The organism is Candidatus Rokuibacteriota bacterium, assembly GCA_016188005.1.
In the GTDB taxonomy this organism is placed as follows: domain Bacteria; phylum Methylomirabilota; class Methylomirabilia; order Rokubacteriales; family CSP1-6; genus UBA12499.
In genome coordinates, this window is sequence record JACPIQ010000052.1 from 12,945 (window position 1) to 34,123 (window position 21,179).

Annotated in this window: 23 protein-coding genes; 13 read left to right on the top strand and 10 right to left on the bottom strand. The window is 69.8% G+C overall.

The window, feature by feature from the left end; all coding sequences use genetic code 11:
- Positions 1-66: 66 nt before the first annotated feature.
- Positions 67-2,376 carry a xanthine dehydrogenase family protein molybdopterin-binding subunit gene (locus HYV93_10290; protein MBI2526361.1) on the bottom strand — a complete coding sequence of 770 codons (2,310 nt, stop codon included), beginning with the start codon at positions 2,374-2,376 and terminating at the stop codon, positions 67-69.
- A gap of 412 nt (positions 2,377-2,788) precedes the next feature.
- On the opposite strand from HYV93_10290, the gene HYV93_10295 reads away from it, so the two are divergent.
- From HYV93_10295 to xth, 4 genes are all read left to right on the top strand, one after another.
- A complete protein-coding gene (locus HYV93_10295; protein MBI2526362.1) occupies positions 2,789-3,253 on the top strand; it encodes a DUF4440 domain-containing protein in 465 nt (154 codons plus the stop codon).
- 212 nt (positions 3,254-3,465) lie between these two features.
- Complete coding sequence (locus HYV93_10300) at positions 3,466-3,642, top strand: DUF1059 domain-containing protein (protein MBI2526363.1); 177 nt, start codon at positions 3,466-3,468, stop codon at positions 3,640-3,642.
- Between the two features lie 299 nt (positions 3,643-3,941).
- The gene (locus HYV93_10305) at positions 3,942-5,705 is read left to right on the top strand and encodes a DUF1446 domain-containing protein (protein ID MBI2526364.1); all 1,764 of its coding nucleotides are present in this window, start codon (positions 3,942-3,944) and stop codon (positions 5,703-5,705) included.
- Entirely contained in the window at positions 5,702-6,463 is a 762-nt protein-coding gene (gene xth / locus HYV93_10310) for an exodeoxyribonuclease III (protein MBI2526365.1), read from the top strand. The genes HYV93_10305 and xth overlap by 4 nt, the downstream gene beginning before the upstream one ends.
- Before the next feature lie 9 nt (positions 6,464-6,472).
- Here the strand turns inward: xth and HYV93_10315 are convergent, their stop codons facing one another.
- From HYV93_10315 to HYV93_10340, 6 genes are all read right to left on the bottom strand, one after another.
- Positions 6,473-7,462 (bottom strand): ArsA family ATPase, encoded by a 990-nt coding sequence (locus HYV93_10315; GenBank protein ID MBI2526366.1) that lies wholly within the window; start codon positions 7,460-7,462, stop codon positions 6,473-6,475.
- Positions 7,459-8,451 (bottom strand): TRC40/GET3/ArsA family transport-energizing ATPase, encoded by a 993-nt coding sequence (locus tag HYV93_10320; GenBank protein ID MBI2526367.1) that lies wholly within the window; start codon positions 8,449-8,451, stop codon positions 7,459-7,461. Before HYV93_10320 ends, HYV93_10315 begins: the two co-directional genes overlap by 4 nt.
- A 10-nt stretch (positions 8,452-8,461) precedes the next feature.
- Positions 8,462-8,740, bottom strand: coding sequence for a hypothetical protein (locus tag HYV93_10325; protein MBI2526368.1), 279 nt, complete (start codon positions 8,738-8,740; stop codon positions 8,462-8,464).
- Positions 8,741-8,753: 13 nt separating this feature from the next.
- Entirely contained in the window at positions 8,754-9,047 is a 294-nt protein-coding gene (locus tag HYV93_10330) for a hypothetical protein (GenBank protein ID MBI2526369.1), read from the bottom strand.
- Positions 9,048-9,109: 62 nt separating this feature from the next.
- Positions 9,110-10,903 carry a carbon starvation protein A gene (locus tag HYV93_10335; protein MBI2526370.1) on the bottom strand — a complete coding sequence of 598 codons (1,794 nt, stop codon included), beginning with the start codon at positions 10,901-10,903 and terminating at the stop codon, positions 9,110-9,112.
- A 61-nt stretch (positions 10,904-10,964) separates the two neighbouring features.
- A complete protein-coding gene (locus HYV93_10340; protein ID MBI2526371.1) occupies positions 10,965-11,282 on the bottom strand; it encodes a hypothetical protein in 318 nt (105 codons plus the stop codon).
- A gap of 223 nt (positions 11,283-11,505) precedes the next feature.
- On the opposite strand from HYV93_10340, the gene HYV93_10345 reads away from it, so the two are divergent.
- Together HYV93_10345 and lhgO are read left to right on the top strand one after the other, a co-directional pair.
- The gene (locus HYV93_10345) at positions 11,506-11,787 is read left to right on the top strand and encodes a hypothetical protein (GenBank protein MBI2526372.1); all 282 of its coding nucleotides are present in this window, start codon (positions 11,506-11,508) and stop codon (positions 11,785-11,787) included.
- A gap of 57 nt (positions 11,788-11,844) precedes the next feature.
- A complete protein-coding gene (lhgO, locus tag HYV93_10350) occupies positions 11,845-13,053 on the top strand; it encodes an L-2-hydroxyglutarate oxidase (GenBank protein MBI2526373.1) in 1,209 nt (402 codons plus the stop codon).
- A gap of 217 nt (positions 13,054-13,270) precedes the next feature.
- Here lhgO and HYV93_10355 read toward each other — a convergent pair whose 3' ends face one another.
- Positions 13,271-13,684: a cyclic nucleotide-binding domain-containing protein gene (locus HYV93_10355; GenBank protein ID MBI2526374.1), complete on the bottom strand. Its 414-nt coding sequence runs from the start codon at positions 13,682-13,684 to the stop codon at positions 13,271-13,273.
- Positions 13,685-13,724: 40 nt separating this feature from the next.
- On the opposite strand from HYV93_10355, the gene HYV93_10360 reads away from it, so the two are divergent.
- The gene (locus HYV93_10360) at positions 13,725-15,164 is read left to right on the top strand and encodes a trypsin-like peptidase domain-containing protein (protein MBI2526375.1); all 1,440 of its coding nucleotides are present in this window, start codon (positions 13,725-13,727) and stop codon (positions 15,162-15,164) included.
- Between the two features lie 24 nt (positions 15,165-15,188).
- Entirely contained in the window at positions 15,189-15,347 is a 159-nt protein-coding gene (locus HYV93_10365; protein MBI2526376.1) for a hypothetical protein, read from the top strand.
- A gap of 390 nt (positions 15,348-15,737) precedes the next feature.
- On the opposite strand, the gene HYV93_10370 is transcribed toward HYV93_10365, so the two are convergent.
- On the bottom strand, positions 15,738-16,493 hold the full coding sequence (locus tag HYV93_10370; protein MBI2526377.1) for a hypothetical protein: 756 nt from the start codon (positions 16,491-16,493) through the stop codon (positions 15,738-15,740).
- A gap of 310 nt (positions 16,494-16,803) precedes the next feature.
- Between HYV93_10370 and HYV93_10375 the strand changes: the two genes are divergently transcribed.
- The 4 genes from HYV93_10375 (at position 16,804) to HYV93_10390 (ending at position 19,453) form a co-directional block, all read left to right on the top strand.
- A complete protein-coding gene (locus HYV93_10375; protein MBI2526378.1) occupies positions 16,804-16,944 on the top strand; it encodes a hypothetical protein in 141 nt (46 codons plus the stop codon).
- Positions 16,945-17,687: 743 nt separating this feature from the next.
- On the top strand, positions 17,688-18,296 hold the full coding sequence (locus HYV93_10380; GenBank protein ID MBI2526379.1) for a hypothetical protein: 609 nt from the start codon (positions 17,688-17,690) through the stop codon (positions 18,294-18,296).
- Positions 18,297-18,520: 224 nt separating this feature from the next.
- Positions 18,521-18,799, top strand: a complete 279-nt coding sequence (locus HYV93_10385; GenBank protein ID MBI2526380.1) for a BrnT family toxin — start codon at positions 18,521-18,523, stop codon at positions 18,797-18,799.
- 228 nt (positions 18,800-19,027) lie between these two features.
- The gene (locus HYV93_10390; protein ID MBI2526381.1) at positions 19,028-19,453 is read left to right on the top strand and encodes a hypothetical protein; all 426 of its coding nucleotides are present in this window, start codon (positions 19,028-19,030) and stop codon (positions 19,451-19,453) included.
- A 102-nt stretch (positions 19,454-19,555) separates the two neighbouring features.
- Here HYV93_10390 and HYV93_10395 read toward each other — a convergent pair whose 3' ends face one another.
- Positions 19,556-20,212 carry a recombinase family protein gene (locus HYV93_10395; protein ID MBI2526382.1) on the bottom strand — a complete coding sequence of 219 codons (657 nt, stop codon included), beginning with the start codon at positions 20,210-20,212 and terminating at the stop codon, positions 19,556-19,558.
- Positions 20,213-20,662: 450 nt separating this feature from the next.
- Between HYV93_10395 and HYV93_10400 the strand changes: the two genes are divergently transcribed.
- Positions 20,663-21,073, top strand: a complete 411-nt coding sequence (locus tag HYV93_10400) for a tyrosine-type recombinase/integrase (protein ID MBI2526383.1) — start codon at positions 20,663-20,665, stop codon at positions 21,071-21,073.
- Positions 21,074-21,179: the final 106 nt, after the last annotated feature.

The window sequence follows — 21,179 nt, forward strand, 5'->3', positions numbered from 1 at the left end:
TTCGAGTGTACCGGAGTCACAGGGCGTGACCTCGCCCTTCTCCCCCGGACGGCCCCGATTGTGAGGCTAGGTGAGCCCGGGGTGGAGGGCGCGCCAGACCTTCTCCCGGGTGAGGGGCATGTCGAGGTCCTCGACGCCGAAGGGCGAGAGCGCGTCCAGCACCGCGTTGACGATGGCCGGGGGAAGGGCGATGCAGCCGGCCTCGCCGAGACCCTTGGCGCCCAGGGGGTTGAAGGGCGAGGGGGTGACGGTGGCCGCGAGCACGGGCTCGGGGAAGTCGCCGAGGCGTGGCACGGCGTAGTCCATCAGGCTGCCGGTGAGCAGCTGCCCTTCCTCGTCGAAGACCAGCGCCTCCAGCAGCGCCTGGCCCGCGCCCTGGGCATAGGCCCCGTGAAGCTGGCCCTCGGCCAGCAGCGGGTTCACGATCACGCCGGCGTCGTCCGCCCAGATGCAGCGGGCGAGTGAGACCTCGCCCGTGTCCCCGTCGATCCGGACCACGGCCACGCAGGAGCCGAAGCTCCACAGCTCGCCCTTGCCTTCGAAGAAGACGGTGGCTTCGAGCCCCGGCCCGTGGCCCGCCCGGAGCGCCGCCGGTCCGTAGGCGGCCTCGGCGACTTGCCGCCAGGAGACGCGCCGGTCCGGGACGCCGGCCACCCGGAAGCCCCCGTCCACCAGGACGAGATCGGCGGGACCCGCCTCGAGCAGCGCCGCCGCGAGGCGCCGCCCCTGCGCTCGCACCTGCGTGGCGGCCTCGAGCGCGGCGCTGCCGCCCAGCGCGGTGGAACGGCTGCCGAAGGTGCCGAAGCCCTGGGGCGCACCGGCCGTGTCGCCGTGACGGACGACGACCTCCTCCGGCGTGACGCCCAGCGCGTCGGCGACGATCTGGGCCCACGTGGTCTCGTGGCCCTGGCCATGGGCGCTCGATCCCGTCACCACCGTCACGGCGCCGCTGCGCTCGACGCGCACGCTGCCGCTCTCCCAGCCGAGCGCGGAGGGCTCCACGTAGGAGATCACGCCGATCCCCGTGACCTCGCCTCGCGCGCGCGCCTCGCGCTGCTCGGCGCGGAGCGCCTCGTAGCCCGCGGCCTCCAGACAGCAGGCCAGCGCGGCGGCGTAGTCCCCCGAGTCATAGGTGTTCCCGGTGGCGGTGCGGTACGGGAAGGCGGCGCGCGGCACGAAGTTCAGCCGCCGGATCTCGGCGGGGTCCATCCCGAGCGCGCGGGCGGCCTTGTCCATGAGCCGCTCGACGACGAAGACGCCTTCCGGTCTCCCGGCACCCCGGTAGGCGCCTGTGGGCGGGGTCGTGGTGAGCGCCGCCACCGTCTCGATGTCCACGGCCGGCACCACGTAGGCGCCCGGCATCGTCCGGCCGCAGTTCCAGGCCGGCACCCCGGCGCTCATGGTGAGCCGGGTCCCCACGGCGAAGCTGACGCGCGCCCGCAGCGCCGTGATCTTCCCGTCGCCCGACAGCGCCAGCTCGGCATCGATGGCACCGCCGCGGCCCTGCTGGGTGCTCACGAAGTCCTCGCTCCGCGTGGCCACCCACTTCACCGGCCGCTCGAGCGTGAGCGCCAGCCAGGCGACGAGCACATCCTCGGCATAGGGACTGCCCTTGACGCCGAAGCCGCCGCCCACCTGCGGCGCGACGACGCGGATCCTCGACTCGGGGAAGCCCGTGCACGCCGCGATGTCGGCGCGGACGCGGAAGGGCGCCTGCGTCGAGGCCCAGAGACGCAGCTCACCGCTGGCCCGGTCGTGCCAGGCCAGGATGCCGCGAGGCTCCATGGCCATGGCCGAGAGCCGCGGCTGCCTCACCGCGACGCGAACGCGATGGGCAGCCGCGGCCAATGCGGCCTCGGCATCGCCGGCCCGCCAGCGGTGCGAGAGGAGCACGTTGTCGCCGAGCGCCTCGAAGAGGGCCGGCGCGCCAGGCGCCAGGGCGGCCGCCGCATCGGCCATCGCAGCCAGCGGCTCGTACTCCACTTCCACGCGCTCGGCGGCATCCCGCGCCGCGTAGGCCGTCTCCGCCACCACCGCCGCCACGGGCTCCCCCACGCCGCGCGCCACCCCCTGCGCCAGCACCGTGTGCGGGGGAATCTTCATCGACGGGGAGAGGCGGTTGGGGCGCAGGTGCCCGAGATGGGTCACCTCGGTTCCGGTGATCACCGCCACGACCCCCGGCGCCCCGCGCGCCGCCCCAACGCCGAGTCGCGCGATGCGGGCGTGGGCGTGGGGGCTGCGCACGAGGGCGACGTGGAGCGCGCCCGGCAGCCGGATGTCGTCGGTGTAGAGGCCGGCCCCCAGCAGCAGGGGGCGATCCTCCACCCGCCTGAGGGGCCGGCCGACGAAGCCGTGGGGGTCCAGAGACTCGGTCACCGCTTGCTCCCGGCCGGCACCTGCTTGTGTCCGGCGGCCAGTGCCTCCTTCGGCGTCACCTTGGCGTCCGCCCCGTCGACGGGCTGCTCCTCGCGGCCCCTCACGTGAGGGGCCCACAGTACTAGAGCCCCCGAGGCTGCGCAATCATGCGGCCGGCGCCGGAGCCGCCCACCTTCGTGCCGCCGCGGTGCGGTGCATGCGCTTGACACGGGTCGGGGCCGGGCCTAGAGTCGGCCCCACATTCCGGACCGGCCGGGCCCTCTGGGAGGCGCGATGCGTCCTTGTCGGATGCCGTCGGGTTCTGGCTCCGTCCTGCCCAGCCGCAGTGGGCACCCCCCGTGATCCGCCCGGAGGCCGCCCGTTTGGCCCTCCTTGAGCCCCCTCGAACATCGACCCTTTGAGGAGGATTCCCGTGGCCAAGAAAGCGACGAAGACCGTGGCGAAGCGATCCGTGAAGAAGGCGCCCGCGAAGACCGCCCCCAAGGGGCCGAGCGCCGCCGAGGCAATCCACAAGCTGGGCCTGGCGTTCATGAAGGGGGTAAGCACGAAGAACTCCCAAGCTCTCGTGTCGGCGTTCTATGCCCCCGACGCCGTCCTGATGCCGCCGAACCAGCCCGCACTGGAGGGGCGCCAGAACATCCGCCTTGCCCTCCAGGGGATGATGGACGCCGGGGTGACGAGTCTCAAGCTGGAGACCATCGCCACCGGCAGCTCGGGCGACCTGGCCTGGGAGCGGGCCCGGTACACGCTGTCGATGACACCCCCCGACGGCGCTCCCGTGCAGGACACCGGCAAGTCTCTCGTGGTGTACAAGCGCCAGCCCAATGGCCAGTGGCTGGCCATCGTGGACATGTACAGCAGCGACCAGCCGGCGTAGTAGCGTCGAGAGCGCTGAACACGGGGCGGGGAAGGAGACGGACGGGGAAGTGGCCGCTGCGGGTCGAGGCGATGCGAGTGGCCCACGGTCAACATGCCAGGAGGCATGGCGGGGAAGGAGACGGACGGGGAAGTGGCCGCTGCGGGTCGAGGCGATGCGAGTGGCCCACGGTCAACATGCCAGGAGGCATGTTGAAGATGAGGAGGCACGACATGGCGAAGATCCTCCGATGCAACGATCTGATGCCCGGGTGCAACTTCGTCGCGGAAGGCAAGGATGTCGCCGAGGTGATGGCCAAGGGAGCGGAGCACGCGAAGAAGGATCACGGGATGGCGAGCATCCCGCCGGAGATGATCCCGAAGGTGCAGGCGGCGATCCGCGACAAGTAGCGAGCGGTGAGGGGCTGCGGGGGCGGGGTTCGCTCCGAACCCCGCCCCCGGTCCCGCACTGGCGGCGGGCGCCGGCGCCCCCGCCGCCATGGACGCCCCAGGCGCCGCAGCCCCCTGTTCTTCCTTGCGCCCGGCGCCGACGTCGCCGGCGTAGACCCCCTGGACTGGGCTCGGTCACACTGACGCCCTGCCAGGCGCCGCGAGGCCTGGCCGGGACGCGCCCGACGCGGTAGAGTGGGGGTGCCGGACCGGAGTCAGCCGCGAAGCACCTCCCCCAGCCGCGAGAGGAGAGCCGCGCCATGCCATCGAGCGACGTGCTGAGGATCGCCAACTGCAGCGGCTTCTACGGAGATCGGCTCTCGGCCGCGCGGGAGATGGTCGAGGGCGGCCCGATCGACGTGCTCACCGGCGACTATCTCGCTGAGCTGACCATGGCCATTCTCTTCAAGAGCCGGCTCAAGAAGCCCGAGACCGGCTACGCCACGACCTTCCTCGCCCAGATGGAGCAGGTGATGGGGGCCTGCCTGGACCGGCGCATCCGGGTCGTGGCGAATGCGGGCGGGCTCAACCCCGCGGGCCTGGCCCAGGCCCTCGGGGGCGTCGCGGCCAAGCTCGGGCTCACGCCGCGCATCGCCCACGTGACGGGCGACGACGTGCTCGGCCGCCTCGGGGCCTGGCAGCAGGCGGGGCATCCGCTGGCCCATCTCGACCGCGGCCGGCCGCTCAAGGATCTGAAGGCGTCCGTCGTCACCGCCAATGCCTACCTCGGCGGCTGGGGGATCGCCGAGGCGCTCGCGCGCGGGGCCGACATCGTCATCACCGGGCGGGTGACGGACGCCGCGCTGGCGCTGGGGCCGGCGGCATGGCGCTTCGGGTGGAAGCGCGATGACTGGGACCGACTCGCGTCGGCCATCGTGGCGGGGCACATCATCGAGTGCGGCGCCCAGTGCTGCGGGGGCAACTACGCCTTCTTCCAGGAGGTTCCCACCTACGACCGCATCGGCTTCCCCATCGCCGAGATGGCCGAGGACGGCTCCTTCGTCATCACCAAACACCCGGGCACCGGCGGGCAGGTCTCCGTGGGGACCGTCACCGCGCAGCTCCTGTACGAGATCGACACGCCGCGCTACCTGAACCCCGACGTCACCGCGCGCTTCGACACGATCCACCTCGCCGCGGAGGGGCAGGACCGGGTGCGCGTGACGGGCATCCGGGGCGAGCCGCCGCCGCCCACGACCAAGCTCTGTCTCAACTACTTCGGCGGCTACCGCAACGGCCTCACCTTCGTCCTCACCGGGCTCGACATTCCAGAGAAGGCCAAGCTCATCGAGGACACCTTCTGGAAGCTGGTGGGCGGCCGGGAGCGCTTCGCGGAGACCGCCGTGTCGCTGCTCCGCTACGACCGCGAGGATCCGGACAGCAACGAGTCCGCCGTGGCGCACCTCAAGATCACGGTGAAGGACCCGGATGCGGCGAAGGTGGGGCGCGCCTTCAGCAACAAGGCCATCGAGATGGGGCTGGCCCACTACCCGGGCTTCCACATGACGGCGCCGCCCAGCGAGGAGACGGCCTATGCCGTGTACTGGCCCACGGTGATCCCATCCCCGCTCGTGGAGCAGGAGGTGCACGTGGACGGCGAGACGGTGGCGATCCCGCCGGTCCTGCCGCCGGCCGATGCGCCGGAGGTGCGCCCGCCCGTCCCCGCGCTGCCGCCCGCGCCCACGGGCCCCACCACGCGCGCGCCGCTGGGCCGCGTGATGGGCGCCCGCTCGGGCGACAAGGGGGGCAACGCCAACGTCGGCGTGTGGGCGCGGGAGGCACGGGCCTATGCATGGCTGCTCGAGACGCTCACGGCGGACCGGGTCCGGGCGCTGATGCCCGAGGCGCGCGGCCTCGTCGTCGAGCGCCATCCGCTGCCCAATCTCCTCGCCCTCAACTTCGTCATCAAGGGGTTGCTCGGCGAAGGGGTGTCGGGGTCCACGCGGAGCGATCCCCAGGCCAAGGGGCTCGGGGAGTACCTGCGCGCCAAGGTCGTGGAGGTGCCCGAGTCGCTGCTCGGATGAAGCTCGTCTGCTGGAACGTCAACGGCATCCGCGCCGTCTGGAAGAAGGGCTTCCGGGACTTCCTCGAAGCCGAGCAGCCGGACATGCTCTGCGTGCAGGAGACCAAGATCCAGCCTGACCAGCTCACGGACGAGCTCCGGACTCCGGCCGGCTACCGCTCCTACTGGAACGCGGCGGCGAGGAAGGGGTACAGCGGCACGGTCACCTACACCCGGGACGAACCCGTCCGGGTGTCCACGGAGTTCGGCTCCCCCGTGCTGGATGCCGAGGGGCGCATCGTCCACACCGAGCACCCCGACTTCCATCTCTTCAACGTCTACTTCCCCAACAGCGCCATGGGACCCGAGCGCCTCCGGCACAAGCTCACCTTCTACGACGACTTCCTTCGGCTCTGCGAGTCGCTCCGCCGGCGCGGGAGGGGGATCGTCATCTGCGGAGACGTCAACACGGCGCACGAGGCCATCGACCTCGCCCGGCCGAAGGAGAACGCGGCCACGCCGGGCTTCCTGCCCGTGGAGCGCGCCTGGGTGAGCCGCCTCGTTGCCTCCGGCTACGTGGACGCCTTCCGGCTCTTCACCAGCGAGCCCGGGCACTACACCTGGTGGGACCTCAAGAGCGGGGCGCGGGCGCGCAACGTCGGCTGGCGCATCGACTACTTCTTCGTCTCCGAGGAGCTGCGCGAACGCGTCCGCGCCGCGACGCTCCTCCCCCACGTCCAGGGCTCGGACCACTGCCCGATCACGCTCACCCTCGAGTGAGGGGGGCGGTCAGCGGAAGAGCGCCTCCCCGGTCCGGCTGAGCATCGGCACGCCCCGGACCTCCTGGTCGAAGAGCGGCACCACCGCCCGCACGCTGCCGTCGAACTTCTCGCGGATCGTCCCGAGGTGCTCGTCCTGCATCTGCATGCGATTGAGGACGAACTCGGGCACCTGGCTCCCCATGGCCTGGCGGTCGAGGACCATGTTCACGATCACGCCGCCGACCGGGATGCCGAAGTCGTGGAACCAGCCGATGAAGCGGGTGATCACCGCGATGGGCAGGGCCTCGGGGAGCGTGACGAAGAAGAACGCCGTGCGGGCGGTGTCGGTCAGCAGCTGGCGGGCCTGGCCCATCCGCGTCCTGAACTGCAGCAGGTACGCGAGCAGCGGGTCCTCCTCCTTCTTCTTGGTGAAGGAGAGCATCTCGCGGAGCGTGCGCGCCTCCTCGCGGGACTTGAGCATCTTCTCCACCCACAGCGCGTACACCTTGGACATCCCGAGGAGCCGCCGGGCGTTGGCGGTCGGCGCCGTGTCGAACACGTAGACGTCGTACTCCCGCTTCAGCATGAGGTCGACCATGTTCTCGAACATGGCCGACTCCTCGAAGGCGGGGTTCATGGTGGCCGACTCGACGAAGTCGTCGGCCTGGGTCTTGATGTCGGCGAACTTGAGGAACCACTGGATCTTCTCGCGGATGTCCCGCTTCGAACGCTCGATGGTCTCGCGCGTGTCGATCTCGTAGGCCCAGAAGTTGGGGGCGCCGCTGACCTCCGTGTGCCCGCCGGACACATCCTGCCCCAGCAATCCCGACAGGCTGTGCACGGGGTTGGTCGAGGCCAGAAGCGTGCGCCGCCCCTGGCCGCTGAGCCACAACGCCGTGGCGCCCGCCATCACGGTCTTCCCGACGCCGCCCTTGCCGCCGAAGAAGACGAACCGGAGATCGGGGTGCTCCTGGAGATACCGCCGCATGGAGGTGGAGATCTCGAGCGTCGCGCTCATGAGCGCCCTCCCTCGCCGTCGGCGAACAGCCGATGGGCCAGCCGCTCGATCATCCCGAGGCCGGTCACGTCGCGCTCCATCTCGGGCACGTAGGCCAGGACCCGATCGCCGAACGCCTGCTTGATGGCGCCCAGGTACCGGTCCTGCATCGCAATTCGGTTCTGGAGGTAGGCCGGGGTGCCGGGGCTGCGCAGCTCTGGCGGCAGCACCCGGTTGACCACGTAGCCGGAGATGGGCACGTCGAACTTGGCGAAGAGCGCAGCCGCCTTCTGGGTGTCGAGGATGATCATCTCCTCGGGCACCACCACGAAGAAGAAAGCGGTGCGGGTGCTGTCGGTGAGGATCCGCGAGGAGGCGTTGATCCGGTCCTTGATGTAGTTCAGTTCCTTGAGGATCTGGTCCTCCTGCACCGTCTCCTCCCGCCGCATGGTGGCGGCGACCTGATCGTACTGCTGCATCTCCTCCCGGAGCTTGGTGATCTTGTTGATCCACTCGTCGTAGACCTTGGCCATGCTGAGGTAGTAGAGCGCGTGCCCCAGCGGGACCAGGTCGTAGATGTAGTAGTCGTAGTCGCCCTGGACGATGATGTCGACCACGGCGTCGAAGATCGCGCTCTCCTCCATGGCCGGCTCGGCCGAGGCCGCGGCGATGTAGTTGTCGATCTCTTCCGGCACCTTCTCGAAGCCGTACATGTCCAGGATCTTCTTGCGGATCTCCTCCTGGTACTCGCGGATCCTGCGGTCCGCATCCACCTCCTGGGCCCAGAGGTTGTCCATGATCTTCACGGGGCCCTTGCCGAAGATGTCCCGCTGGAAGATGTCGGAGAGGCTGGCCTGGGGATCCACCGAGAAGAGGAGCACGCGCTTGCCCTGGCTGGCCAGCCAGAAGGCGCTGGTGGCCGAGAGCGTGGTCTTGCCGAGCCCGCCCTTGCCGCCGAACATGATGTACCGCCGGTCCGGTTGACTCTCGAAGACGGTCTTGAGGGCCATGAGACGCCCCTCAGCCGAGCACGTCGGTGACGTCGCGCTCGCGCAGCATCCGCCGCTTCCAGGACGCGATCTGAGGCGTGACGTACGGCAAGAGCCGCAGCGAGTAGTAGGGCGGCAGGATCGGGATGCCGAGCAGGTCGCCCATGGTGATGAGGATGAACAGGTGCTCCATGCTCGCCCGCGTGCGCACCGCGTGGCGGGTCATCTCGTGGGAGGACATCCCATAGACGATGTCCTTGAAGACGCTCAGGAACCCTCCGCGCTTCTTGCCCGGGACCTCGTTCGCCATTGTTCTCTCCGTCCTAGAGCCCGTGGAGATCGAACTCGTCCTTTTCCCAGAACTCCCTCCGTCGCGCCACGTGCCGTTTCCATGTCGCGACCTCCGGCACCACGTACGGCAGGAGCCGCAGTGAGTAGATCGGCGGCAGCACCGGCACGCCGATCAGGTCGCCGAACGTCACCACCATGAACACCGCCTCCAGCTCGTGACGCATCTCCACGGCGTGTCGGGCGAACTCGTAGCCCATCAGGCCGTGGAGGAACTTGGAGGCGGCCTCCGTGAGACTCGCGAGGCGTGCTGTCAGGCTCCGGGACATCCGTTCCGGCGCCGAGGGACTCTCGTGGCCCCCCGGCGCCCCGTCCGCGACACCGTCCTGGGTCAGGCCCGCGCGGCAGCCGGTCGGGGCTGCGGGGCGGGCTGGTGGCGGTAGCGCTGGAACGCCCGCCACCCGTCGATGCCGATGATGATCGCCGCCGCCACCAGCAGCAGCGCCACCAGCACCATGAGGCCGGACCCGATGACCGGGATGACCCGGCCCGCCGCCATGTTGGGCTGGTACACGTTGAAGTAGATGTTGCTGGCCGTCACCACGAGGGCGGCCAGCGTGGTGAGGTACATGAAGATGGCCGGCAGCCCGGCGTACAGCCAGTTCTTGCCGACCGACGCGAGCCACACGGTCACCAGCAGCAGCGACAGCGCGGCCATGAGCTGGTTGGCGCCGCCGAACAGCTGCCAGAGGTACACCCAGGTGCCCGTCAGCACCAGCAGGATGGCCAGCGCGATCGACACGAGCGAGGCCACGTGCTGGTTGCGGACCGGCGGGATGGCGTCGCCCAGCCACTCGCTGAGCGTGACCCGCTGCACGCGAAAGATGAGCTGGGTGACGACGAGCACGATGACGATGAACGCCGCGAAGGCCAGCGACGTCGCGTATTCCATGGGCACGCCCCAGACGCTGATGAAGCCGCCCAGCCCGGTGGCGAAGGCGGCGACCGGTGCGCCCTTGGCACCGACGGAGACGGCCAGCAGGGCCAGCAGGCCCAGCAGGAACTCGGCCAGCATCGAGCCGCCGCCGACCGGGAGCATGTCGGCCTCGTTCTCGATCTGCCGGGCGGTGCCGACCGCGCCGAACAGCGCGTGCCAGCCCGAGATGGCCCCGCACGCGATGGTGACGAAGAGCATCGGCCAGAGCGGCATCATGCCGGACGGGCCGAGCTGCGGGTTCCAGCCCTTGAACGCCGGGATCACGAACCGCGCCACCTCCGGCTTGACGAAGCCGGCGACCGCCGCGCCCACCAGGCCCAGGACCATGGCGGTGGCCGTGATCCAGAAGCCGACGTACACCACCGGCTGGGCCATGCGCCAGATCGGCAGCACCGACCCCGCATAGCAGAACGCGCAGATGGCCAGCGCCCAGAAGAGGAGACTCGGCATGATCTTCGCCTCGGCCCCCTTGAAGTTGGCCAGCGTCGGGTCGAAGTAGGTGACGATGGGCGCGCCGCCGAAGAGGCCGTTGAGGCCCCCGTTGAGCGTCCTGAACAGCGTTTCTGTCCAGGGGCCGGCGAGGATGGCCACCATCGTGATACCGACGGTGAGGAGCGTCGCTCCCACGAGCCCCGTCCGCCACCGATACAGCATCTGGCCCAGGAGGAGACCCATGGCCGTGAGCACGATCACGCCGAACTGGGTCCGCGGCTGCGACTCCAGCACCGTCGCCATGATGCCCGTGAAGGCGCCGGCCACCAGCAGCAGGTAGAAGAAGATGAACACGAAGAGGATCGTGCGCGTGCGGGGAGAGACCAGGCGATGGGCGATGGCCGAGAGGCTGTTGCCCTCGTTCCGGACGGAGATCACGATGGCGCTGTAATCGCTCGCCCAGCCCATGAAGGACACGCCCAGCACCAGCCAGATGATCGACGGCAGCCAGCCCCAGAGACTGGCCGCGACGATGGCGCCCACGATCGGGCCCGCCGCCGCGATGGACTTGAAGTGATAGCCGAAGAGGATGTTGCGGTTCGTGGGCATGAAGTCCACACCATCCATGTACAGGGTGGCGGGAGTCGCCCGCTTGGGATCGGACTGGATGACGTGGCGGTCGATCCGCCGCGCGTAAAGCGTGTACGCGAGGTACACCGTTACCGCCCCGATGATGACCGCCAGTAACGTGTTCATCCCGTCTCCTTCCAGTGCGAGTTGGAAAGTCAGGGCACCGTCGAGGGAGGCTCCGTGGTTCTCACCCTCCTTTCGTGGGTCCGCCCGACCCGGCCATCGCGCCCGCCGACCGGCCCGCGGCGAGCTGTGCCGAGATCAGAGCGTCCACCTCGGAGAAGTCGAGACGGACATACGGCCCGCTGCCGACCTTGAAGGCGGGGTACCGGCGAACGCGGCCGAGGAGGGACTTGAAGAAGCCCTCGATGGACGCGGCATCGACGAGCCGGAGGGACACGCGCGGGCCGAACTTGGCCGGAAGGGACTGGGCCCACTCCGAGAGCCGATGAAACTCCTCGTACAGGTCCTCGGGCAGGCCGGTCTCGAGCTGGTCCTGATGCACCTTGCCTCCCAACCCGGCCACCCGCCAGGTCACCTCGCAATGCGTTCAGTGCTGGTAGTGGGTGGGGACATAGGCGATGACCTCGATGGGGACCATCGGGCCGGACGGATCAGGGCGCAGACCCATAGCTGCACCTCCACGCTCCCTGGACCCATCCCGTCCCGAGAGCGGCGCTATTATACCGCCAAAGCCGGGACAAGAGGGTCCACCCGGAGGGAGGCCCATGCGGCCCGAGGACTGGCAGGCTCTGGACGACGACGGGCTCGAGCGCCTCCTCGTCGAGCGATGGCTCTACCGGGGCGCCATGCTGGCCGTGATCTTCATGTCCGCCGTGATCGTCACCTGGCTCGGGGCCCGCGGTCTCAGGGGCCTGGTGGATCAGGTCACCGTCGGCGTGCTGGTGGCCCTGGGTCTGGCCGCCGGCGCGGTGGCGTTCACGATGCGGCGGCAGGACCTTCGCATCCACCTCGAGCTCCGCCACCGGCGGACGTCGCGCGGGGGCTAGGACCGCCCCCCCGCGCGCTCGGGGGTCGCGCGGGACGAGCGTGGTAGACTCCGGGGCGTGTCTCGATCCGCCGACATCGCCATCATCGGCGCCGGCATCGTCGGGCTCGCCACCGCGGTCTCGCTGAGCGAGCGGCATCCCCGCGCCCGCCTCGTCGTCCTCGACAAGGAGCCGCGCGTCGCGGCCCACCAGACCGGGCACAACAGCGGTGTCATCCACTCCGGGATCTACTACAAGCCCGGTTCCCACAAGGCCCGGCTCTGCGTGGAGGGCGCCCGGCTCATGACCGAGTTCTGCGACGCCCACGGCATCGGGTACGAGCGGTGCGGCAAGGTCATCGTGGCCACCGACGAGTCGGAGCTGCCGCGGCTCCAGGCGCTCCACGAGCGTGGCACGGCCAACGGCGTCCCGGGCCTCCGGCTCGTCTCCGGGGAGGAGGCGCGGGCGCATGAGCCGCATTGCCGGGCGGTGCGCGGGCTGCTGTCGCCTGCCACGGGGATCGTGGACTACACGCAGGTGGCCGAGGCCATGGCCGGGCTGATCGAGAAACGCGGCGCCGAGGTGGTCACGGGCGCCAGGCTCACCGGCGCGCGGCGCGGCGCGGCGGGCTTCGTGCTCGAGACGCCGGCGGGCCCGATCGCGGCGCGCCACGTGGTCAACTGCGGGGGGCTCCACTCGGACCGCGTGGCGCGCCTCATGGGGGCCGCCCCCGATGTGCGGATCATCCCGTTCCGCGGCGAGTACTACATGCTCCGTCCCGAGCGCCGGTCCCTGGTCCGCGGGCTCATCTATCCCGTCCCGGACCCGCGCTTCCCCTTCCTGGGCGTCCACTTCACGCGGACGGTGCACAGGGACGTGGAGGCCGGTCCCAACGCGGTGCTCGCCCTCGCCCGCGAGGGGTACTCCATCGGGACGGTCCGGGTGGGCGAGGCGCTGGGCACCTTTGCCTATCGGGGGTTCTGGGCCATGGCCCGGCGCTACTGGCGGATGGGGGCCTACGAGCTCTACCGCTCGCTGAGCAAGGGGGCCTTCGTCCGGTCGCTCCAGCGGCTCGTCCCCGACATCCGGGCGGAGGACATCGCTCCCGGCGGCGCCGGCGTGCGGGCCCAGGCGGTGAGCCCGGACGGATCACTCGTGGACGACTTCAAGATCGCGCTGACGCCGGGCGCCATCCACGTGCTCAATGCGCCCTCGCCCGCCGCCACCGCGTCCATCGCCATCGGCCGGCACATCGCCAGCCTGGCGGCGGAGCACTTCGGTCTGTAACAGGCCGCTGAAAAGGGCCCATCTGCGGAGGTACGGCGCCCTCGGCCGCACGCTCAACGTGGCTCGCTCACGCTCGCCCAGATCTCCACATCCGCTCACCTCGCCTCCGGCTGCGGCTCGCCAGGCGGCGTACGCCTCGCGTGCGGCCGTCGGGCGCCGCCTCGCATCTGGACCCTTTGATCGGCCTGTTGAGGTCTTCCCGCGACTCGAGTAGCCCTCAGGGCCTGGGGGCGCGGGCCTCGGCCTCGCGGATCCGGGTCTCGGCCTCGCGCGCGCGGTCCTCGGCCTCCAGCATGCGCGTGGCCAGCTGGCGGATCAGCGCCAGCGCCAGCGCCGGGTTCGAGCGCACCAGGTGCTCGAGCCGGTTGGCCGGGATCAGCATGAGCGTGACGGGCTCGGCGGCCACGGCGTCGGCCGAGCGCGGCGCGTTGCGGAAGAGCGCCAGCTCCCCGAGCAGGTCGCCCTTGCCGAGCACGCGCAGCACACGCTCCTCCGTACCGAAGCGCCGCCGGATCTCGACCTTGCCCTCGTGCACCATGAAGGCCTCGCCGTTGGCGCCGTCCCCCTCGCGGAAGATGAAGTCGCCGGGCTTGAAGGTCCTGGTGGGCACGTCCCCGATCTGACGGCTCATGCCTTGCCCTCGTGGTGTAGAATGGCCCGCGGTGCCCCCTATGGTACGCCGATTCGCCCTCTCCGCGACACTGCTCCTGGCCTTCGCGGCGGGCGCCCCCGGAGCGGCCCAGGCCCAGAGGAGCCTCAGCGTGCAGGAGGCGCTGCTGCGCGCCAAGCCCGCCGTCGTGCTCGTGATCGCCGAGGTCTCCGCGGAGGTCACGCTCGACTGCGGCGGCGGGCCCACCACCATGACGCCGCCCGCCTTCCGCGAGACGGGCACCGGTTGGTTCGTGGACGGTCGCGGCTGGATCATCACCAACGGGCACGTGGTGCAGCCGGCGCACACGCCGCCGCGCTGGCTCGTCAACCAGCAGGCGCAGCGCGCCGTGACCACGGCCTGCCTGCCGAAGGCGCTCCAGCGCCAGGGGATGACCCCGGGCGAGCGGCCGGAGCTCGAGGACGCGATCAAGCGCAAGCTCCTCGACCGGGTGCTGCCGACGACGAAGGTCAAGCTCACCCCGCAGGTGTCGGTGGTCATCTCGAGCGGTGCGCGCTTCAAGGCCGAGGTGAAGAAGTACAGCCCGCCGGTGAGCAACGATCCCGGCGCCATGTCGGGGCGGGACCTGGCGCTCCTGCACGTGCCCGGCGCGGAGTTCCCCGTGCTGCCCCTGGCCGACTCCAAGGTGGTGCAGATCGGCGACCCCGTCCACATCCTCGGCTTCCCGGGCGTCGTGCTCTCCCACGAACTGCTGAACAAGTCGGCCGGCGTCGAGGCCTCCGTGACCAACGGCGCCATCTCCGGCTTCAAGCAGGACGTGGCCAACCAGCCGGTTCTCCAGACGGACGCGCCCGCGGCCTGGGGCAACTCGGGCGGGCCCGCGGTGAACCAGAAGGGGGCCGTGCTGGGCGTCCTCACCTTCGTGTCGCTGGCGCCGGGGCCGGAGGGCTCCATCGTCCAGGGCTTCAATTTCGTCATCCCCGCGAACGCGGTGCGCGACTTCGTCAAGGACACCGAGGTGAAGCTCGAGGGGAAGAGCAAGTTCACGGAGGCCTGGTTCAGCGGGCTCCGCGAGTTCTTCAGCGACGACTGGAAGGCCGCCGCGCGGCACCTCGAGCAGGCCGACGCGCTGTTGCCGAACCTGCCCGACGTCAAGCGGGTCCTGGCCGAGGCCCGCGAGAACGTGAAGAACCCGCCGCCGCGGCCCTTCCCGTGGTTCTGGGTGGCCATCGGCGTGACCCTCGTGAGCGGGGCGGGCTATGGCACCCAGTTCGCGCTGCGCTGGCACAAGAACCGCTACCGGATCCAGCCCTCGGAGGTGATCCGGATGCTCGAGTCGGGCAAGGCGCCCACCGTCCTCGACGTACGCAGGACGGAGGTCTACGATGCGCTCCCGCTCAAGATCCCGAACTCGGTGCGGCTGGCGCCCGAGGAATTGTCGAGCGGCGTGGGGGGGCTCGAGCTGGACACCACCCGCCCGGTGGTCGCCTACTGCACCTGACCCGACGAGGCCACGAGCGCCCGTGTGGCGCGGGACCTCCGGAAGCTGGGATTCAAGGACGTCCGGATCCTCAAGGGCGGTCTCGGCGCCTGGACCAACGCGGGGCTGCCCATCGAGACCCGCTCCGACATCTCCGCCGTGGGCCTCGAGCTCTACAAGGCGCTGGCCAGCGGCAACGTCTGAGGGGGTGCCCGAAGGCAAGAGGGGGAGGCCCGTTCCCGAGCCTCCCCGGTGCCTTCCCGGAACGCCCAACGGCGTTTCGGGCCCACTACGTCATGCCGGGCCCCTGTGGGGCGACCGGCGGCGGGCTAAAAAGCCCGTCCTCAGGTAGTTGGGACTGCCTGGCGATTCCACCTTCCCCCTCGCCCCAGCGGTTCGCAAGCCTCTGGTGGCCGGGGTGCGTCAGCGCCCCTGCGTCACGCCTACGAGCACCCCGTGGTGGTGCCGAAGGTGACGCATGCGACACGGGACACCCCTGGTGCCTCTGGTGGCGCTCAGGTCCAGGAGACCACGCCATCCCTCGTGGGTGCCGGGGACATGGGAGACGGGGCCGGCCGTGAGAACACGGACATTTCACGGACAGTCCGCTGCGCCGGAGCACCAGGTGACCCCCCGCCAGTTCACCGCGCGCCAGGGTTGGGCAGCCGCCAGCGGGCGGGGATGACGACCTTCGGTCTGAGTGAGCGGGCCAAGACCGTCCGCCTCGAATCGGCAGCGGGGGGGTCCTTGGGAGTGGCGGCGAACCGTGTAGGTTCTGAGGGTCCGCTTCACCGTGAGTCGGTACTCCCTGTAGGACTTCCAAGCGGCATCGATCAGCGGTCCTCGCTCCTTCCAGTGCTGATCATAGATCGCGGGATCGATGAGGTCTGGGTAGAATTTCAGCTCCCCTTCACGGAACGCAAAGAAGTGTGCCGCGACGAAGGCGTCAACAGCGCTGAGGGCATGCACCAAGGCGAACGTCCGCTTGTGAAGACGTCGGTGAAGGTACCTGTTCTCCACGAGCCTGAAGAAACGACAGAACTTCCCTACCCGGAGAGCGTCCTGGAGTTGGCAGTGCCCGTTCCAGACGTCGGAGTTCAGGAACGCATGGAGGAACTGCTCATCGATGAGGCGATCCGATGCACGAAAGATCTTCAAGTCGTGCTCGGTACCACGGCCAGCGAGAAGGCGCGTCGCGAGGGAGTATCGGAAGGCAAGCACAACAGCCAGGGCAGTACCGAGGACCAGCACCAACAACTGCAAGAGGGGAACGGACTCCCGGAGGGGCTTCACGTAGGGCGACAGGAACTCGGTCCAAACGCCGGCAATGGCATCAAGTATCGTTGCCACAACGCTCCCCCTTCGCGGTGAGCATTCTAGCGCGACTCGTCCTCCGACGGCCCCACGATTCCGGGCTTTGGCCCCCGCCCAAGGCCGTCCGTGCCCGGCCCGGTGATCCTGGCAATCGGAGCGCGCGCCCCGCCGGTAATCCGTCGCCACGACGGCGCTACATCGCGAATCGGTACGGGGACGACGGGCTAGCATCATGGGCTCGACTCGTCCTCCGGCCCCTGGGCCGGCCCCCGAGTCCCCCTACCGATTTTGTAGCCAAGCAGGGGGCTGGCGACAACGGGAACGTCGTAGCAACGGGGCCGGAGCCGTGAGCGCCCCAGGTATCATCGAGTTCATCACCGACCCGGAATTTCTCGGGCTGACCCGATCCGCCGCGCAGGAGACGCTGCCGCAGGCGATCTACGGACTGCCCGTGTCCGACCATCACCTCGACCGTAGCCGCCTCTAGGCGGGCTGCCAACGGCCTTCAGGAGGTTGCGGGGACCGGATGGGCGCCTTCAGCGGATGATCGACTTGGCGCTTCGAGCGCCGTTGGCGGAGTGCACGTCGAATCTGTGGGGGCTGGCCCGCCGCAGCCTGGGCTCCTGTAGCCCCTCCTGATGAATGACGGCGGGGCGGTGAGCGCGCGCCGTGCCGGCCGCCCCTCGGGGCAGCGCTCCGCCCCGGCCCTCTCAGAAGCCCAATGGGGACCTGTTGACAATCGCCTACGGGAACACCTAAGGTTTCCTCACGGCCCTGTGTCACGGCCGGTGGGTGCTGGGGGCTGGCGTTGTTCCCCGACAGAGAGCGATGGGACGCGCGAGGAGGGGGCTCATGCTTCGATCAATGGCCGCCCTGTGGTTGTCAGCAGTTCTACTCGGCCTGCCCCCCTTGGCCAGTGGGGCGGACGAGGAGCCGGTAGATATCGACGCCGAGGTCGCGCGGCTCACGCAGGACCTCGCGGACGCGGGCATCCGCGGGGCGCAGTGTTTGGAGGCGGCCCGCGCCAGCAGCACTTATGCCAGCTCATCAAGCTCAAGTTCCTATCGGAGCGACTCCACCTCGACATTCGACACGACGGACAGGACGAGGAGGTCTCGCCCCAGCGCCGGAAGCCGGGCAAGGGCGAGCACGTCCACGAGCACGTATACGAGCAGCGGCAGCGGGTCCAGTCAGGGCAGCTATTCCAGCAGCCTCTCTCCGACGCCGCAGATGCGGATCACGGGCTGCCGCGAACAGGCCAACGGCTCTCGTCAGATAATCCGAGCCTCGACCCAGCACGCGAAGACGGACCCTGCGGCATTCGCGGCCATTGTGCGCGTGAACCGGGTCCAGGAGCGGAAGCTCCGAGCGCAGCAGGCCGCCGCACTTGAGCGGGCGCTCCTCGCCGTGCGCCAGGACCTCGAGGCCCTCATGTCGGCTTCGCCGCCTTCGATGGGGATGGAGGTGTTCTCCGGTCGCCTGGAGTCACTAGAGCAGGGCGTGCGTTCCCTGTCGGGAATGGTCCCTTCGGACGGCACCGGCCCGCAGATGGTCGAGACGATCCAGCGGGCAGCCAGAGCGTTCCGCGCCGCGCGGGATCGCTGGTCACAGGGCGAGGGGCAAGCGGAGGAGGTGGCGAGGCTCGAGCATGAGATCAAGGAGACACGGCAGAAGCTGGCGAGCCGGGAGTCCTTCGTGGCGCGCGCGGAACTCGACGCGCACGAACATAACCTGAAGCAGCAGAAGGGCCACCTCAGCCGCTCGACCCGGCAGAGCGAGGCCGCATGGCGCGATGCAGTGCCGGCAGGGAAGGCGGCATTCGCCAGCCTGGGGCGGTAGGGCCGCCTTCCTCCACTTTCCCCGCCCGCCGAGCTGAAGGGGTTTGGCTCGGGCCGGCCGTCGGGCTGGGAACGTTCATAGGGGTGGCGGGGACGGGTCTGGTGACCCCAGGGCTGGGGCTGGACCCGGGCCATCCGGGCGACCCCTAGAGCCTCTTGACTACCCTCCTCAGGATTGGCCAGACTCACGCCACTGCGTGTAGACTGGATTAGGGGCGCCGACGGGTGCGGTTTGAATGGGATGCTGCGAAGGCAGCGTCGAACCTCGCGAAACACGGTGTTTCATTCGAAGAGGCGAGCACGGTGTTCGGCGATCGGCTGGCCACGACCGTCCTTGATCCGGACCATTCCGTCGGCGAGGAGCGTTGGCTCACCACGGGGCTGTCGCGCGAGCGCAGACTCGTGATCCTTTGGCATACGAACCGAGAGGAGACGACAATCCGCATCATCGGTGCGCGGTTGCCCACACCCAGTGAGCGGAGGACCTATGAGTCAGGACAATAGCCAGGACGAGATGCGGCCCGAGTACGACATTCGAGGCGGAGTGCGGGGGAAGTACTTCGACCGGTACCGCGAGGGGATGAGAATCGACGTCCCGCCGACGCCCTTTGTCATGACCGCGAGCGGCGTCAACGCCCTCCAAGATGTCGGCATCTCGCGGAGCCTTCCGGGTTCCCCCGCCCAGAGCCTAAGAATCGAGATCGCTAAGGCCACACCCATCGCGCCCAACCCATGAAGGTCCGCCTGCTCCTCGCCCACTCTGCCGAGGTGCAAAATAGCTTGCTCTACGCACTTGGCGCCGGCTGGACGGCGATCGGTCCTGCCCCCTCGCCATTTGCCATCGCGGCAATCGTTGAAGTGGCCTGGGACGAGACCAGCCACAAGCACCGGCTTGAGATCGTCTTCGAGGATGCGGACGGTCAGCCGGTCCTCGCCTCGACCTTAGCCGGCGAGGAGCCGTTCCGGATTCCCGCCGAATTCGAAGTAGGGCGGCCACCGGGTGCCGTTCAGGGCACCTCTTTCATCATGCCGATCGCTTTGAACATCCCACCGATTCAACTGCCGGCCGGGCGGCAGTGCGTCGTGAAGGCGTGCATCAACGGCAACGTTCTCGATGAGCTCTCCTTCGTCGTTCGGCCAGCGCCACCCAGCCGTTAGCCCCTACCCTGCCGGCGGCATCCCCCGGGGCGTAACCGGGCGCCAGGGCCGCTCCGATGGCGTTCGCTACGGCGCGCTGGACCTTCGCCCGCGTGGCGGCTCTCATGCGATGACAAGCCGCGATAGCGTCTGGGCGGCGAATGGGCGCCCGTTCCTGGCGAGGACACCGCGCTCGGCGAGGGCCGAACCCAGGGCCCGGAGGCTCCGGCCGGACGCCAACACCCGGATCTCCGTAAGTGCTGCTTGCTCCTGGGGCTCCGGCTCGACGTGGAGCCCATCCGACGCCAAGCGGCAGCCGTAGGGCACATGCCGGCTCACGCGCCGCCCCTGGCCCTTGAGCCGGTCTAGCACGTCGCGGGTCTTCTCGGAGATCAGCCGTCGGTAGTGCTCGGCCATGAGACCCTCGACGCCAGTCACCAGGAAGCCTGCTGATGTGTCCACCTCGATCCGCCCTCGCCCGACGACGTGGAGTTCGACGCCGCGCCGGGACCACGCCCGGAGCGCGTCGAGCATCCCGGCCAAGTCCCGAGCGAAGCGGTCGAGGTGGCCGACGACCACGCACCGGGCGCCGGTGGCGCGGACGCGCTCCGCGAGCCGTTCGAGGCGCTCACGTCGGCCACCGCGCACGCCGTCGTCCGACAAGATCTCCGCGAGGCTCCAGCCCTGAGCGCGGCAATAGTCCTCGACCTGGGCGCGCTGAAGGGCTGGTACGCGATCAAGGGGATTTTCCCGCGCCTGACCGCGGCCGTTGGCCAACACCGCGCGGTCGGCGTGACGCCGGAGACGCTGCTCCGCTACGAGCTGGTCCTACGCGAGGCTGGGCTCGCGCCGGCGACCCGGCAGAACTACTTCTGGGTCCTCTAAGGCGGCCTTCAAGCTCGGGGTGCGCCATCGCCGCATGGCCCTGGTGCCCGAGTTCCCGCGGCTGGCGCCGCCGAGGAACACCCGACAGGGGTTCGTGGAGCCCGGGGTCTTCGCCGAGATCCTGCCTCACCTGCCGCTCATCGGGCGGGAGATTGCCGCGTTCGCCTACGCCTCCGCGTGGCGCCAGGCCGAGGTCCTCGGCCTCACCTGGGATGTCGCGGCCCGGCGGGCCCAGGAGATCCGGCTGCCGGACACCAAGAACGGCCGCCCCCGCTTGCTGGCCCTGACGGGCGAGCTGGCACGGGTCATCGAGCGCCGATGGGCGAGCCGGGTGTGGAGGACCGGATGGTTCGGTGGGTGTTCCACCACCGGGGCGGCCGGCCCGTCGCCCCCACCTCGCTCCGTAACTGGTGGCGGGAGGCAGCCGCCGCAGCCGGGCACCCGGGGCTTCTCTTTCACGACCTTCGGCGCTCCGGCATGCGCAACATGATCCGGGCCGGCGTGACGGAGCCCGTGGCCATGTCGATGTCAGGGCACCAGAGCGCGTCGATCTTCCGTCGGTACAACATCACGTCGGTGGACGACCCCAGGCTGGGGAGACGGACAAAAGGCGGACAATTTGCCGGTGGTGTGCTCCGTAAGTGTCCGCCATCTCAGGAACACCCCGTGGTGGTGCCGCAGGTGACGCACTTGAGGCAGGTGCCGTTGCGCACCATGGTGAACTGGCCGCAGTCACCGCAGGGGTCGCCCTCGTAGCCCTTGAGGCGGGCCTGCTCGGCGGCGGTCATCGTGCGCGCCTCCGCTGCGGCGCCGCTGCCGCCGCTCACGCGGGCCGCCGCCCGCGCGGGAGCCGGGCGCGGGG

Bases quoted from the DNA above. Each gene is read 5' to 3' on its own strand.
- HYV93_10345 (MBI2526372.1), top strand. From the start codon at position 11,506: ATGCGGCCCGAGGACTGGCAGGCTCTGGACGACGACGGGCTCGAGCGC.
- HYV93_10300 (MBI2526363.1), top strand. From the start codon at position 3,466: ATGGCGAAGATCCTCCGATGCAACGATCTGATGCCCGGGTGCAACTTC.
- HYV93_10315 (MBI2526366.1), bottom strand. From the start codon at position 7,462: ATGAGCGCGACGCTCGAGATCTCCACCTCCATGCGGCGGTATCTCCAG.
- HYV93_10325 (MBI2526368.1), bottom strand. From the start codon at position 8,740: ATGGCGAACGAGGTCCCGGGCAAGAAGCGCGGAGGGTTCCTGAGCGTC.
- HYV93_10305 (MBI2526364.1), top strand. From the start codon at position 3,942: ATGCCATCGAGCGACGTGCTGAGGATCGCCAACTGCAGCGGCTTCTAC.
- HYV93_10380 (MBI2526379.1), top strand. From the start codon at position 17,688: ATGCGGATCACGGGCTGCCGCGAACAGGCCAACGGCTCTCGTCAGATA.
- HYV93_10400 (MBI2526383.1), top strand. From the start codon at position 20,663: ATGGTTCGGTGGGTGTTCCACCACCGGGGCGGCCGGCCCGTCGCCCCC.
- xth (MBI2526365.1), top strand. From the start codon at position 5,702: ATGAAGCTCGTCTGCTGGAACGTCAACGGCATCCGCGCCGTCTGGAAG.
- HYV93_10330 (MBI2526369.1), bottom strand. From the start codon at position 9,047: ATGTCCCGGAGCCTGACAGCACGCCTCGCGAGTCTCACGGAGGCCGCC.
- HYV93_10390 (MBI2526381.1), top strand. From the start codon at position 19,028: ATGAAGGTCCGCCTGCTCCTCGCCCACTCTGCCGAGGTGCAAAATAGC.
- HYV93_10335 (MBI2526370.1), bottom strand. From the start codon at position 10,903: ATGAACACGTTACTGGCGGTCATCATCGGGGCGGTAACGGTGTACCTC.
- HYV93_10320 (MBI2526367.1), bottom strand. From the start codon at position 8,451: ATGGCCCTCAAGACCGTCTTCGAGAGTCAACCGGACCGGCGGTACATC.
- HYV93_10355 (MBI2526374.1), bottom strand. From the start codon at position 13,684: ATGAGCCGTCAGATCGGGGACGTGCCCACCAGGACCTTCAAGCCCGGC.
- HYV93_10360 (MBI2526375.1), top strand. From the start codon at position 13,725: ATGGTACGCCGATTCGCCCTCTCCGCGACACTGCTCCTGGCCTTCGCG.